A 14,326-nucleotide genomic window follows, 5' to 3' on the forward strand; every position below is an offset into this window, starting at 1 on the left:
ACTCGGCCAGCCGACAGCCGGATGCCGCCGCCGACGCCGTGAGGAGGGCTCCATGGGCGCGCTGGACCTGCCCGATCCCGTCATCCGCGAGGGATCCCCGCCGACCGTCGAGCCAAGGCCGCTGGCGGCGGCCCTGCGCGAGCGGGTCGACGGGGAGGTACGGTTCGACGCCGGCAGCCGGGCCGCGTACTCGACGGACGCCTCGAACTTCCGGCAGACCCCGATCGGCGTGGTCGTCCCGCGTACCCCGGAGGCGGCCGCGGAGGCGGTGGCCGTGGCCCGCGAACACGGTGCGCCGGTGCTGTCGCGGGGCGGCGGGACCAGCCTGGCCGGGCAGTGCACCAACACCGCCGTGGTGCTCGACTGGTCGAAGTACTGCGACCGCCTGGAGTCCGTGGACCCCGACGCCCGCACCTGCGTCGTCCAGCCCGGCATCGTGCTGGACGAGCTGAACGGGCAGCTCGCGCCGACCGGACTGCGCTTCGGGCCGGAGCCCGCCACCCACGCCAACTGCACCATCGGCGGCATGATCGGCAACAACTCCTGCGGCGCCACCGCACAGGCGCACGGCAAGGTCGTCGACAACATCGCCCGCCTGGAAGTGCTGCTCTACGACGGCACCCGCTTCTGGTGCGGCCGCACCAGCGACGAGGAGTACGCCGACATCGAGCGGCACGGCGATCTGCGGGCCACCGTCTACCGGCGGCTGCGCACCCTGCGCGACACCTACGCCGACGAGATCCGCCGCCGCTACCCGGACATCCCGCGCCGGGTGTCCGGCTACAACCTCGACTCGCTGCTCCCGGAGCACGGCTTCGACGTCGCGGGACTCCTGGTCGGCAGCGAGTCGACCCTTGTCACCGTCCTGCGGGCCGAACTGGAACTGGTCCCCGTGGTCAAAGAACGCACGCTGGTCGTCCTCGGGTTCCCCAGCATCGACCGGGCCGCGGACGCGGTGCCCGCGGTCCTCCCGTACGAGCCGATCGCGCTGGAGGGCGTCGACTCCAAGCTGATCTGCGACGAGCAGCTGAAACACCTCAACCCGAAGGCGATCGCCGAACTCCCCGAAGGACGCGCCTTCTTGATGGCGCAGTTCGGCGCTGACACCGTCGAGGAGGCGGACGAGCAGGCGCACCGCATGCTGGACGCACTCCACGAGTCCGAACACGACCCCGAGGTCGCCTTCATGGACGACCCGGTCCACGAGCAGGAGCTGTGGCAGGTCCGCGAAGCCGGACTCGGCGCCACCGCGCACGTCCCGCACCGGCCCGACACCTTCGAGGGCTGGGAGGACTCGGCGGTCCCACCCGACCGGCTCGGAGACTATCTACGGCAACTGCGCGGCCTGTACGAGGAGTTCGGGTACCAGAGCGACACCGGACCCAGCCTCTACGGCCACTTCGGACAGGGCTGCGTGCACACCCGAATCCCCTTCGACCTGTACTCCGCCGACGGAGTGGCCGCCTACCGGCGGTTCATGGAGCGGGCGGCCGATCTGGTCGCCGGGTTCGGCGGCTCCTTCTCCGGCGAGCACGGCGACGGGCAGAGCCGGGGCGAGCTGCTGCCGCGGATGTTCGGGGACGAGCTGGTCGAGGCGTTCGGGCGGCTCAAGGCTGTCTTCGACCCGCTCGACCGGATGAACCCCGGCAAGGTCGTGGCGCCCTACCGGCTGGACGAGCACCTGCGCCTCGGCGGCGACTGGGCGCCGTACGACCCACGCGACCTGCACTTCCGCTTTCCGGACGACGGCGGGTCGTTCGCCGAGGCCGCCAACCGGTGCGTCGGCGTGGGGAAGTGCCGGCAGCACACCAACCGGGGCGGGGCCGTGATGTGCCCCTCGTACCAGGTGACCATGGAGGAGGAACACTCCACGCGCGGGCGGGCCCGGCTGCTGTTCGAGATGCTCGACGGACACGGCGACAGCCCGATCCAGGACGGCTGGCGGTCACAGGCGGTCCGCGACGCGCTCGACCTGTGCCTGGCATGCAAGGGCTGCAAGAAGGACTGCCCGGCCGATGTGGACATGGCCACGTACAAGGCGGAGTTCCTGTCCCACCACTACGCGGGCCGGCCCTGGCGGCGGCCCCGCTCCGACCTGTCCATGGGCTGGCTTCCGGTCGTCGCGCAGGCGGTCGGCCGCACCCGGCTCGGGCCGGTCGTCAACGCCCTCACCCACACCCCGCCGCTGTCGCAGGCGGCCGTCGCGGTCGCGGGGATCGAGGACCGGGAGGTGCCGCTGTTCGCCGGGCAGACGCTGCAGCAGTGGTTCGCCGGTCATGAGCCGTACGGCGACGGGGCACGCGGGACCGTCCTGCTGTGGCCGGACACCTTCACCAACTCCTTCCACCCGCACGTCGGACAGGCGGCCGTGCGGCTCATGGAGCACGCGGGCTGGCGGGTCACCATGCCCGAAGAACCCCTGTGCTGCGGTCTGACCTGGATCTCCACCGGCCAGCTCGGCACCGCCGAACGCGTCCTCACCCGTACCGTCCGCCACCTCGCCGACCACGTCAGGGCAGGCCGCCTGGTGGTCGCCCTGGAGCCGAGCTGCACGGCCGTGTTCCGGTCGGACATGAGCGAGCTGTTCCCCGGCGACCGCGACGTGCGCCGGCTGTGCGACCAGACGGTGACACTGGCCGAACTGCTCACCGAGCACTCCCCGGGCTACGAGCCCCCGCAGGTGGCCGACCGCACGGCGACGGCGCTGGCCCAGGTGCACTGCCACCAGCACGCGGTCCTTGGCTGGGACGCCGACCGGCAACTGCTGCACCGCGCCGGGGTCGACGCCGAACAGCTGGCGTCCGGCTGCTGCGGACTGGCAGGCAACTTCGGCTTCGAGCGCGGCCACCTTGACGTCAGCAGGGCGAGCGCGGAACGCGTCCTGCTGCCACGGCTGCGTGAGGAGGCCCCGGAGACCGTGGTCCTCGCCGACGGCTTCAGCTGCCGTACCCAGATCCACGAGTTCGACAGCAGCGGCCACGAGGCCGTGCACCTGGCAGAGCTGCTGGCCACGGCCATACCCGACGCCCCGGGCAGCGCGTACGGCGTGGCCCCCGGCGCCCGCCCCGCGCCCCCGGGGCGGGCGGCCCGGGCCCTGGCCGTGACCGGTGCCGGCCTGGCAGCCGTCGGCATCGGCATCGCTGCACGATCCGCGCGGAGGATACGGCGATGAGCCGCGGTCACCGGGGGACAGCCCGGGCACCACGTACATCTTCCGCATCGGCTTCCCATCGGCAAGGAGGGCAGGGTGCCGCTCCGGTTCTTCAAGCAGACCATCTGGATTCTCGCGTCCACGAGCGACACCAACGGCGTACTCGGTGCCGTCGAAGTGGCCGGTCCCGGAGGGGCCGTGCCCCCTCTCCATGTGCATCACCGCGAGGACGAAGCGTTCTACGTCCTTGACGGGGAGTACAGCGTCTTCATCGGGGACGACGTGATCACGGCGTCTCCGGGCACCTGGGTCTGGGGACCGCGAGACGTGCCACACGGCTACCAGGTCCATTCGGCGCGCGGCCGACACCTGAGCCTCATCATGCCCGGAGGCTTCGAAGCGTTCTTCGAGGAGGCCGCGCAGATCGCGACGCCGGAGACCGATCCCCGGAACGAGATGAGCAGGATCGCGGCAGTCGCCGCCCGGTACGGCGTCGAACTCCTCGGGCCCGCTCCACCGCCGAGCTGACCGTCGACCAGGCGACTCGCAAGACCTGCCACGGTCAGCGACCGCATGTTGCCCGGGGGAGACGGTCAGCCCGCCGCGCCGTCGAGCAGCCGGCTGTAGCGCAGCCGCAGTGCCCGCTCGGTGCTGGCCGCCACGGTAACGAGCCCGACCACGGTGTTGCCCCATGCCGGTAGGCCGATCGGCGAGGTGAAGGTCCCGACGTACTGGGCGACGCCCTCCGGCGCCCGGGTGACCTGTTCGGCGAGCTGAAGGACCAGGAGAACCACGCCGATGACGAGCACGGTCGCCGAGAGAAAACCGACACAGCGGCTCAGCGCGGGATGGGATCGGTCGAGGCGCGCGCGGCGCCCTTCGGCGGAGGCGGGGTCCGGGACGAGTTGGTGCTCGGCCCCCTCGGCGGTGACGTAGTGGCAGCGCTTGAGCCCGAAGCCGCTCGTCCTTACTTCGACGGTGCCGCCCTGGACGGGGAAGACGGCGGGGACTTTGGACTCGGCGTGATGCCTGCCATCGAGGTACAGGTGGGCCTTGACGTAGCCCTCCGACTGACTCTGATGCCTGACGTCGACGGCGTAGACCGTCTGCCGCCCGTCATCGTGCATCAGCCGAAGATGGAACAGTGCACGGGTAAGCATCTGCCACCAGCGGAAACGCTTCAACGGTCGCCCGTCCCCGGGCTTGACCCGCTGTACGGCCCGACGATGCCGCCACTCCTTGAGCATGCCTTTGCTCCTGTTACTTGCTGGGTTCGGCTTACTTGCTGGGTTCCGCCGCGCAGGCGAGGTCCTGCGTCGGGCGCTGCCCGGTGGTCAGGAATTTCGTCACCGTGTCGTTCGCGCACGTGTTGGGGCCGAACGGGTAGACACCGTGCCCGCCCTGGTCGGCCGTCACCATCGTGGCCCGCTTCCCGAACGCCCGCCGCAGAGCCTGGGCACCGGCCAGCGGCGTCCCCGGGTCGCGCTCGTTCTGCGCCATGAGCACGTTCGACGGGCCCCGGTCACCGATGCGCACCGGCTTCTCCACCCGCTCGTCCGGCCAGAACGCGCACGGTCCGATCCCGGCCGAGGACCCGCCCAGCATCGGGTACTTCAGCCGGTCGACCGCGACGTTCCGCTGATACTCCCGGACCGTCCCCGGCCAGCGACCGTCACCGCATATCACGTAGAAACGGCCGGCCATGAGGTTCTCGAAGTCCGCCAACGGCGGGCTGGGCGGCACCGGCCGGTCGGTGTCGAGCGCCTGCCAGAACTCGGCCAGCACGGGCATGTTCGCATCGGCGTAGAGGCGGTCGAACGTGAGCCCGCGGAACGACGTCGCGTCGATGCCCTGGACCGGTTTCGCCTCCAACCGCTCTGCGAGATCGAAGTACTTCGCGGTCACCTGCTCGGGTGTGGTGCCCAGACCGTACTCGGGGTGCGCGGCCGCGAACGCCGCGAAATCCGGGAACCGTTCCTCCAGTCCGGGGCCGAACAACCGCATGGCCGTGACGTCGTAACCGCCGGGACCCAGGTTGCTGTCGAGCACGACCCGGTCGCTGCGCTTCGGGAACATCGTCGTGTACACCGCACCGAGGTAGGAGCCGTAGGAGCCACCGAGGTACGAGACCTTCGGCTCGCCCAGCGCCGCCCGGATCCGGTCCATGTCGCGCGCGGTGTTCGCGGTGGTGGTGTGCGGCAGCATCCACGCCGTCCGAGAGGTGGCGCACTGCTCGGCGACGGTCCGCGCGTTCCCCGCCTCCCGCGCGACATCGGCCGCGGTGCGAGCGTACGGCGGGAGGTTGCCGCGGTCCTGCTGCTCCTGCGTCAGATCGCAGGTCACCCGCGTGCTGCGGCCGACGCCGCGCGGATCGAAGCCGATCAGGTCGTAGGAGTCCAGCACCTTCTGCGGCAGCCCTGAACCGGCGAGAACAGCCGGATAGCCGAGTCCCGTGATGCCGGGGCCGCCCGGATTGGTCAGCAACACGCCGCGGCGCTGCGAGGGTTCCCTGCTCGCCAGCCGGGAGATCGCGATCTCGATCTGCCGGCCGTCCGGATCCCGGTAGTCCAGCGGGACTTCGAGCGTCGAGCACTCGAGACGGGGTAAGGCGGCCGTCTCCCGGGCGGCCTTCTCCGAGCACGGGCTCCACCGCACGGTGTCCGGCGTCGCCGCCACCGACACTCCCGGAATCGCGGTCACCGCCACCGCGGCGGCGGCGAGGGCGAGGGCGAGGGGCAGGGTTCGGTGCATCTGATGTCCTCCTGAGGGCGCACACGGGCGCGCGGAGGCGCCGGCCAGCGGGCATGAGGCGGCCCCACCGTTGGCCGTGCTTGCGGACCGGCACGTCGATGGGGGAGGGGTTGGAGACGTCGAGGGCGACCAGGCTGAGTGTGTGCCCGGCGAAGTCCAGTGTTCTTCCGGCGCCGCCGCGTCGACAGTGACACATGTCATCACTTCCCACCCGTCCGCTCGAACATGACCTACGCGACCTCATGGATGCCGTCTTGTAGGTGGCTCTCGTAGATGGCTCCCGCCGTGGCGAAGGAGGAGGATCTCGGCGGCGATGGACAACGCTGTCTCCGCCGGGTCGGCACCGCCCAGGTCGAGGCCCACGGGGGCGCTGAGCCCTGCCAGTTGGTCGTCCGCGAGCCCCGCCTCGCGCAGCGACACCTTGCGCCGCTCGACGCTGCGGCGCGAGCCCATGGCGCCGACGTATGCCAGGTTCATCCGCAACGCGGCCTTGAGCAGGGGGACTTCGAACTTCAGGTCGTGGGTCAGCGAGACGACCAGGGTGCGGGCGTTTGGGGCGACGACGCGGCGGGTTTCCGGCTGTCGCGGACTACGCTTGGGGGCATGCCCGACTCAGGTCCGCACCGGACCTCGACCTGCGCCTGGTCCGGTACTTCACGGCCGTCGCCGAGCACCGGAACTTCGGCCGCGCCGCTGCGGCCCTCCACGTCACCCAGCCCTCCCTGAGCCGCCAAGTCAGGCCGCTGGAACGGCAATTGGGCGCCACCCTCCTGGATCGCACCCCCCGAGCCACCCGGCTCACCGAGGCCGGAGAGGTCTTCCTGCCCCGCGCCAAGGCCCTGCTGCGCTCAGCAGCCCAGGCCGCGGCGTACACTCGCGCCGCCGCCGAGCCGAGCCGAACCGCATCGCCATCGGGTACACCACCGGCCTCGACGTCCCCCCCCCGGCCGTGCGCGAACTGCGCGACCAGCACCCGGACGCCGACGCCCACACCCTGCACGTGGCCTGGAACGAACCGCGCGCGGCCCTGCTCGAACACCGGGTGGACGCGGTGGTGGCCCGACTGCCGTTCCCCACCGACCAGTTGGACGTGACCGCCCTGTACGACGAGCCCCGGGTCCTGCTCGTCCCCCGCGATCACCGGCTGGCGGGCAAGGAGTCCACCACCCTCGACGACATCGCCGACGAACCCCTGCCCCGGCTTCCCGACCCGGTCTGGAACGCCTTTTGGCGCATCGACCCTCGGCCGGACGGAAACCCGGCACCCGACGGTCCCCTCGTCGAAGCCGTCGAGGACAAGTTCGAGCTCATCGCCGCCGGGCAGGCCGCGGCGATCGTCTCGTCCGGCCTGCGGGCCGACCTCATCCGCCCGGACCTCACCACCGTCCCCCTGCACGGCGTCGAGCCGAGCCACGTCGTCCTCGCCACCCACGCCGACGACCACAACCGTCTCGTGGCGGCATTCCGCGAGTCCGCCCACGCCCACCTCACCGGGCGCGGCCTGTAAGGCAATCCGCCTCCACCGATGGCGCGCTCTTGTCGTCCACCGCCACCGGATTGCCGCCGGATTAACCCTGTGCGTCACCAGCGGGCCGCGCCGAGAACGCCCGAACGTGCCTTCACGGGGACGGCTGCGGGCGTCATGGCGCTTGGGGGTCTCAGGCGTCCGGGGCTGTGCTCGCGTACTCAGGCCACCGTTCAGCGGGTGACGGCGAACATGAGCAGAACGATGAAGAGCGCCAGGACGCCGAGGGTGGCGCCGATGAGGGACGGGCCGAAGTTCGTGGCGCGGCCTCGCTCGTTGTGCCAGATGCCCAGCCCTCCGAGGAGGAGAGCGAGGAGCCCGAGGGGTGCGGCGACGAAGTCACCGATGACGGGGACGAAGGAACCCAGAAGGGCGACAATGCCCATGATGAGGGACGTGTCACCCGGGCCGTTGCGGGGCGCGGCCCCGGGGGGTCCCTCGTCTTGATCCGGCATGCCGTCCTCTCCTGCTGGAATTCCGGTAGGCCCCCGAGAGGCCATGTGCCGTACGGCTGCCGGGCGGCGGGGCGGTCCCCTTCTCCACGGCCGGGGGCGTGCTGAAGTGCTCTGGGCCGAGCGAACCCCAGTGTGCACTACACCCTTTCCTCTCCGGTATGCCCACAGCGGAGCTCAAGGCCCGGTCACTCCTGAGCGGCGTGCCCCGCGAAACCAGCAACAATGAGTACTTGATGGGCAGTTGGTGGACAGTAGTGTGATCCCTTCCGCGCCGAGTGCCATGGCACGATGCCACCGTGTTCCAGCGACATTTCGACAACCTTCGGCACCCCGTGTGCTCCGCGCACAAAGGACGGGGAGCGGTATCGCCGCTGCTGATCCACGGTTACATCGATACGGGACAAGGCAGCCCGGCCCGGCCGGCACCGACACAGTTGGGATCCCCTTGTGACCACATTCTCTTCGCGCTACGCCACACCCGATGGGGGAGCCACCGCGCCCACCCTGGCCGCACGGGACCGGAGCACGGACGCCGCGGTCCTCGCCGCGCTGCGCAGCGCGGACGCCGAACGGGCGATCGTGGTCAGGGGCGGCACGATCCTGTCCCAGGACCCCGCGGTGGGGGACTTCGCCTCCGGTGACGTGCTCATCCGCGGAGGGAAGATCGCTGAGATCGGCCCGCACCTGGCCGCCCGGGCGGATGACGCGATCGTGGTCGACGCTTCCGACGCGATCGTGATCCCGGGGTTCGTCGACGCGCATGTGCATGCGTGGGAAGGCCAGTTGCGTGCGACCGCACCGGTGCTGGACTTCCCCGAATACCTCGGGTTCACCCATTTCGGCTACGGCCCGCACTACCGGCCGCACGACAACTACGTCGGCACCCTGGCCACGGCCCTGATCGCGCTGAACGCCGGCATCACCACTTTCATCGACAACTCGCACAACTCCCGTACCCCGGACCATTCCAACGCCGCTGTGGAGGCACTGCTGGACGCAGGCATCCGTGGCGTCCACGCTTCCGGCGTTCCGATCGGTGCGGAGGTGCCGAGTTGGCCCACCGATGTCGAACGCCTGCGTGCGGAGTACTTCGCCTCCGAGGACCAGCTGGTCACGCTGCGGCTGATGGACGTCTTCCCTTCGGCGGAGGTGTGGGCGTTCGCAAAGAACCACGACCTCTGGGTCTCGCACGAGATGGGCTCGCACATCGAGAACGTCGCGGACACACTGTCCGAGCTGAGCGCCAAGGGCCTGATGACCGACAAGCACACCTACAACCATGGCTTCGACCTGCCGGACAAGGCCTGGGATCTGATCGTAGGCTCCGGCGGTACCGTCAACGTCTGCCCGCGCTCGGACGCGGCCTTCGGACTGGGCTCGGGCTTCCCGCCCATCGACAAGGTTCGCGAACTCGGCCTGCGTCCAGGCCTGAGTGGGGACAACGAGATCAGTTACGGCTTGAATCCGTTCTCGGAGATGCAGACGCTGCTCAACGGACACCGCGGGCGCACGTTCGAGCGGATCGCGGCCGGTGAGGAGGGGGTGCCCGAGCACCTCTCCCCGGCGGATGTGTTCGAGTTCGCCACCATGGGCGGCGCCGTCAACGCCGGCCTCGACGCCAGAACCGGCTCGCTGACTCCGGGCAAGGACGCCGACATCGTGCTGATCCGCACGACCGACGTCAACACCGCGCCGTTGTCCAATGCGTTGGCCACCGTCACCGCGTTCGCTCATCCGGGAAACGTCGACACCGTTTTCGTGGCCGGGCAGGTCCGCAAGTTCCGCGGCGAACTCGTCGGCCGGGATCTGGGCAGGATCCGCGGTCTGATCGAGGCGTCTCGCGACCACCTGTTCGCCGCGAGCGGTCGGCGGCCGGACGTCCTGGCTCCCCAGGGCAGCACCGTCGCCTGACGGAGCCCGCTCTCCGGATCATGCAGTTCAGCCCCGAACCGTAGGACGGCCCGCCGGACATTGGCGGGCTGTCAGAACAGGAACCACCGTGATATCCGCAGTCGTCATGCCCGAACCGGACGCGCCGCTGGAGGTGCGCACCTTCCCCCAGCCGGAACTCGAGCCCGGGGCCGTCCTGCTGCGGACCCTCGGCAGCGAAGTGTGCGGCACCGACGCGCACTTGTGGAAGGGCCAGCTCGCGGGCGTGCCGTACCCGATCATCCCGGGGCACGTCAGCGTGGGACGGATCGCCGCCCTCGGCCCCACCGCCGCGGCCGACCAGGTCGCGAAGGACGTGTCAGGGGCACCTCTCGAGGTCGGGCAGCTCGTGACCTTCCTGGACGTGTACGGGACCTGCGGGCGCTGCTGGTACTGCACTGTCGGCCACGCCACCACGCGTTGTCCGGAGCGCAAGGTGTACGGGGTGACGCTGTCGGCCGACGAAGGACTGCTGGGCGGCTGGGCCGAGTACATCCACCTCAAGCCCGGCGTCCATGTCATCTCCCTGCCCGACACGCTGGACTGGCGCGCGTTCCTCGCCGGCGGCTGCGGCATGCCGACCGCACTGCACGCGGTGACGCTCGGCGGGATCGACTTCGGCGACACGGTCGTGGTCCAGGGCTCGGGGCCCGTCGGCCTGTGTGCCGCCGTGCTCGCCCAGTTGCGCGGCGCCGGACAGGTCATCGTCGTCGGCGGTCCGGAAGTCCGGCTGGACGCGGCGACCCGGTTCGGTGCCGATGCCGTCCTCGACATCGGCACCACGACCCCCGAGGAGCGCCTGGCGGCCGTCCGGGAGGCCACCGGAGGGCGCGGGGCCGATGTCACGATCGAGGCGACCGGGGTGCCCTCGGCGGTGCCCGAGGGCATGCGGCTGACCCGGGACGCGGGGCGGTACGTGGTCGTCGGCCAGTACACCGACGCCGGTGAGGCCACCTTCAACCCGCACCTCGACCTGAACCAGAAGCACCTGGACATCCGCGGGTGCTGGGGCAGCGACGTCGGACACATGTACCGAGCGGTCCAGGTGATGGCCCGCTACGGACGGCAGTTCCCGTGGGCCGACCTCATCACCAAGGAGTACGGGCTCGACGAGGCACAGCGCGCGCTGGAGGATGTCGCCGCGCAGCGGGTGGTGAAGGCGCTGATCGTTCCCTGACACCGCGGCCGGCGTCCGCATCCGGACGCCGGCCGCGGCTCGAGGGAGCCGGTGACGCAGCGGACTCGGGGAAGCACCACCACCGCGTCCAAGGCGGCCTTGGCGACTCTCAGCCGCGGACACCCCAACCGGTGTTGTGCCGTGGCCGGTTCCCGGCACCGCCGTGAAGCACGTCATACCGCCGCGTCTTTGATCCCTTCGGTTGATCCGACATGCGCGCCGTACGCTGTTGCACCGTGCACGGTTCGGTCGGTGAGGGGCTCTGGATATGCGGGACGGCGGCTCGTTGGGTGACCTCGTGGTCGCGGCGCGGGACCGGGCCTTCGCCGGGCGGGTGGCGGAGCTGTCGCTGTTCCGGTCCTCGCTGGCGGGGGAACCCGGCGCTTCGCCCGTGCTGTTTCTGCAGGGGCCCGGCGGGATCGGGAAGTCCACGCTGCTGAGGCGTTTCGCCCGGGAGGCGCGGGAAGCGGGGCGGCTGGTGGTCGAGGTGGACGGCCGTACGGTTCCCGCGACGCCGGAGGACTTCGAGGAGGCCGCGGGCAAAGCGATCGGTGAGCCGGCGTCGGTGCTCCTGGTCGACACCTTCGAGCGCTGTCAGGGCCTGGAGCACTGGTTGTGGGAGCAGTTCCTGCCGCGGCTGCCGCTGGGCGCGGTGGTGGTGGTCGCCGGTCGCGCGGCCCCCGATCCGCGCTGGATCGCGGACCCGGGATGGGCGGACCTGATGCAGGTGGTGCCGCTGCGGAACCTGACCGAGGCCGACGTGGAGGCGTACCTGCGGGTACGTGGTGTCCCGGCCGGTGCGCACAAGGCGCTGTTGTCGTTCACCGGTGGCAATCCACTGGCGTTGTCACTGGCCGCGGCGGTCGTTGTGCAGCAGGACCCGGACGGGACATCCCGGGCGGCCGACTGGTCGCCGGGCCGGGACGTGATCGCCACGCTGCTGCCGCAGCTTGTGGGGGATCCGCCGAGCCCGGAGCACCGTACGGCGCTGGAGGTGTGTGCTCAGGCCGTTGTCACCTCCGAGGCTCTCTTGCGGGCGATGCTCGGCGATGATGCAGACGAGCTGTTCGCCTGGCTGCGGGCCCAGCCGTTCATCGAATCCACCGAGGCCGGGCTCTTTCCCCACGACGTGGTGCGCGAGGTGCTGGCCGCTGATCTGCGCTGGCGTGACCCGGAGGGATTCGCCGTTCTGCATCGGCGGATGCACCAGTATCTGTTCGGCCGGATCCGGGAGGTGTCCGCCGCACAGTCCCTTCAGGCGATGCAAGCCCTGGCATACCTGGAACGGGCTCCCGGTTCGATTACCGACACCGTCGTGTGGCATCCCGACGGCGCGGTGCGGGAAATGCCCTGTTCTCCTGCCGACGAGCGGCGGGTCGTGGAGCTGGTCCATGAGGCGGAAGGCGCCGATTCCGCTGCTATCGCCCGGTTCTGGCTGGACCGGCAACCCGAAGCGTTCACTGTCTACCGCACGACTGGGTCCGATGACATCGTTGCCTGTTCGGCCTGGCTGGAGCTCAGCGGGCCGGAGGGGGAGGACGTCGATCCGGTGGTGTCCGCCGCCTGGGCCCACGCACGCGCCGGTAACCCACTGAGTGCGGGTGAGCACATGGCCCTGGCCCGGTTCCACGTGCACCCGCAGGTGTACCAGCGGCCCTCGGCCACCCACAACCTGGTCACGTTGCGCGCGACGGCGGAGATCATCCGCGCCGACCGCCTGGCCTGGTCGTTCGTCGTGAAGCGGGACGACGGCTTCTGGAACAGCTACTTCGAGCACTCCGGCATGATGCCGACCGATGTCGTGCCCGTGGTCGGCGAGTACGGGTACCGCCTGTTCGCGCACGACTGGCGTGCCCAGTCCGCCATGGCGTGGGCGGCCGAGCACGGTCTGCGGGAAGGCGCCTCTGCCGTGCCGGCTCCGGCCGGTGTCCCGCAGGAGCGGACGGACCAAGTCGTGCTGTCCCGGCCGGAGTTCGACACCGCCGTACGGAATGCCCTGCGTGTGCTGTGGTGGCCCAAGGAACTCGCGGCCAACCCCCTCAGCCGCAGCCGCCTGGTCGCGGAGAACGGCGGGAGCTTGCACGATGTGCTGCTGCGTGCCATCGACACCCTGCCGGACGAGCGTGGCGGGGAGAAACGCCACCATGCCCTCACGGCCGCGTACAGCAAGGCCGCCCCCACCCAGGAAGCGGCGGCCAGACGCCTCGGAATGTCCTTCAGCACCTACCGCCGCCATCTGACGGCCGCCGTGCAGCGCGTCACCGACATTTTGTGGAGTCATGAACTGAGCGGAGAACCGATCCCCCTTCGCCGGGACCGATCTGCGGAACGGTAAGGCCCTGCGCGGCAAGTGCCGTCACAGTGCCCGGACTTACGCCGGGCCTGCGACCCGTATGCGGCACGGCATCACCAGGAGCGGGTGAACCTCAGCCCTTGGCGATCAGTCCGAGTACTTCCCGAGCATGGTCGATCGAGCCGTCGACCGTATCCACCTCGTACATCGAGTCGACCATGTAGTGGTCGATGCCCGTCCGCTCGTGAATCTGTTTGATGACATCGGCGACCGCCGCCGTACTGGTACCGGCGTCGATGTTCACGCGCAGAATGGTGTCGATCGCCCCCGGTTCCCGGCCTGCCTGCTCTGCGAGCCGGTCCAGCAGGGAACGCTGGGCGACCAGACCGTCGATGTCGACATAGCTGGGCACCACACACAGGGGCAGCCACCCGTCGCCGCGCCGTGCGACACGGTGCAGAGCGCGCTCGGACAGCGCACCGAGATAGAACGGCGGCCTGGGCTTGCGAGCCGGTTTGAGCGGCGAGTGGTGCAGCGGCACCGAAAGGTGGGTGCCGTCGTACTGGGCGGGATCCGTGGTCCAGATGGCTTCAAGGGCGTCGAGCAGTTCCTCCATGCGGGCACCGCGCCGGGTGAAGTCCTGGCCGGCCGCCTGGTACTCCTCGGGCGACCAGCCGATCCCGAAGCCGGGCAGCAGCCTTCCCTCACTGATCAGATCGATCGTCGTCAGCGACCGGGCGAGCTGGACGGGCGGGTAGAGCGGTGCGATGAGCACGTGGGAGCCGAGGAACACTCGCTGAGTGGCACTGGCGGCGATGCCCAGCAGCACGAACGGGTCCGCCGCAGGGTTGAGCTCCGGGGGAATGGTGGTGCCCTGCCCGCCGTACCCGACGACGGGGGCTACGGCGGCAAGGTTACGATCCGACACCCAGAGGCTGGCCGCGCCGGCTTCCTCGACTTCACCGGCGAACTTCGCCGTGTGCGCGATGCCGTATGCCTGCTTGTGGAACTGCGGAAGAGCGAAACCTATCTTCATGCCATCCTC

At 70.3% G+C, this 14,326-nt stretch carries 9 protein-coding genes and 2 pseudogenes; 6 read left to right on the plus strand and 5 right to left on the minus strand.

Going from position 1 to position 14,326, the window contains the following annotated elements; all coding sequences use genetic code 11:
• Window positions 1-52 precede the first annotated feature (52 nt).
• On the plus strand, window positions 53-3,172 hold the full coding sequence (locus AB0I18_RS06080) for an FAD-binding and (Fe-S)-binding domain-containing protein (RefSeq protein WP_363104167.1): 3,120 nt from the start codon (window positions 53-55) through the stop codon (window positions 3,170-3,172).
• Between the two features lie 75 nt (window positions 3,173-3,247).
• Window positions 3,248-3,679: a cupin domain-containing protein gene (locus tag AB0I18_RS06085; protein ID WP_363104168.1), complete on the plus strand. Its 432-nt coding sequence runs from the start codon at window positions 3,248-3,250 to the stop codon at window positions 3,677-3,679.
• A gap of 65 nt (window positions 3,680-3,744) precedes the next feature.
• Here AB0I18_RS06085 and AB0I18_RS06090 read toward each other — a convergent pair whose 3' ends face one another.
• The 3 genes and pseudogenes from AB0I18_RS06090 to AB0I18_RS06100 form a co-directional block, all read right to left on the minus strand.
• Window positions 3,745-4,398, minus strand: coding sequence for a hypothetical protein (locus AB0I18_RS06090; RefSeq protein ID WP_363104169.1), 654 nt, complete (start codon window positions 4,396-4,398; stop codon window positions 3,745-3,747).
• Window positions 4,399-4,429: 31 nt separating this feature from the next.
• Window positions 4,430-5,902 (minus strand): alpha/beta hydrolase, encoded by a 1,473-nt coding sequence (locus AB0I18_RS06095; protein WP_363104170.1) that lies wholly within the window; start codon window positions 5,900-5,902, stop codon window positions 4,430-4,432.
• Between the two features lie 240 nt (window positions 5,903-6,142).
• Window positions 6,143-6,460 (minus strand): annotated as a pseudogene (locus AB0I18_RS06100) (XdhC family protein); the annotation flags it as partial.
• A 77-nt stretch (window positions 6,461-6,537) separates the two neighbouring features.
• On the opposite strand from AB0I18_RS06100, the pseudogene AB0I18_RS06105 reads away from it, so the two are divergent.
• A pseudogene (locus tag AB0I18_RS06105) lies at window positions 6,538-7,409 on the plus strand (LysR substrate-binding domain-containing protein).
• Window positions 7,410-7,600: 191 nt separating this feature from the next.
• On the opposite strand, the gene AB0I18_RS06110 reads toward AB0I18_RS06105, so the two are convergent.
• Window positions 7,601-7,882 (minus strand): hypothetical protein, encoded by a 282-nt coding sequence (locus tag AB0I18_RS06110; RefSeq protein WP_363104171.1) that lies wholly within the window; start codon window positions 7,880-7,882, stop codon window positions 7,601-7,603.
• Window positions 7,883-8,329: 447 nt separating this feature from the next.
• On the opposite strand from AB0I18_RS06110, the gene AB0I18_RS06115 reads away from it, so the two are divergent.
• The 3 genes from AB0I18_RS06115 (at window position 8,330) to AB0I18_RS06125 (ending at window position 13,323) form a co-directional block, all read left to right on the plus strand.
• On the plus strand, window positions 8,330-9,793 hold the full coding sequence (locus AB0I18_RS06115) for an amidohydrolase family protein (RefSeq protein ID WP_363104172.1): 1,464 nt from the start codon (window positions 8,330-8,332) through the stop codon (window positions 9,791-9,793).
• An 88-nt stretch (window positions 9,794-9,881) separates the two neighbouring features.
• Window positions 9,882-10,988, plus strand: a complete 1,107-nt coding sequence (locus AB0I18_RS06120) for a zinc-binding dehydrogenase (RefSeq protein ID WP_363104173.1) — start codon at window positions 9,882-9,884, stop codon at window positions 10,986-10,988.
• A 268-nt stretch (window positions 10,989-11,256) separates the two neighbouring features.
• The gene (locus AB0I18_RS06125) at window positions 11,257-13,323 is read left to right on the plus strand and encodes an ATP-binding protein (protein WP_363104174.1); all 2,067 of its coding nucleotides are present in this window, start codon (window positions 11,257-11,259) and stop codon (window positions 13,321-13,323) included.
• A gap of 91 nt (window positions 13,324-13,414) precedes the next feature.
• Here the strand turns inward: AB0I18_RS06125 and AB0I18_RS06130 are convergent, their stop codons facing one another.
• Complete coding sequence (locus AB0I18_RS06130) at window positions 13,415-14,317, minus strand: TIGR03619 family F420-dependent LLM class oxidoreductase (protein ID WP_363104175.1); 903 nt, start codon at window positions 14,315-14,317, stop codon at window positions 13,415-13,417.
• Window positions 14,318-14,326: the final 9 nt, after the last annotated feature.

It is taken from the genome of Streptomyces sp. NPDC050704, assembly GCF_040654355.1.
GTDB lineage: Bacteria > Actinomycetota > Actinomycetes > Streptomycetales > Streptomycetaceae > Streptomyces.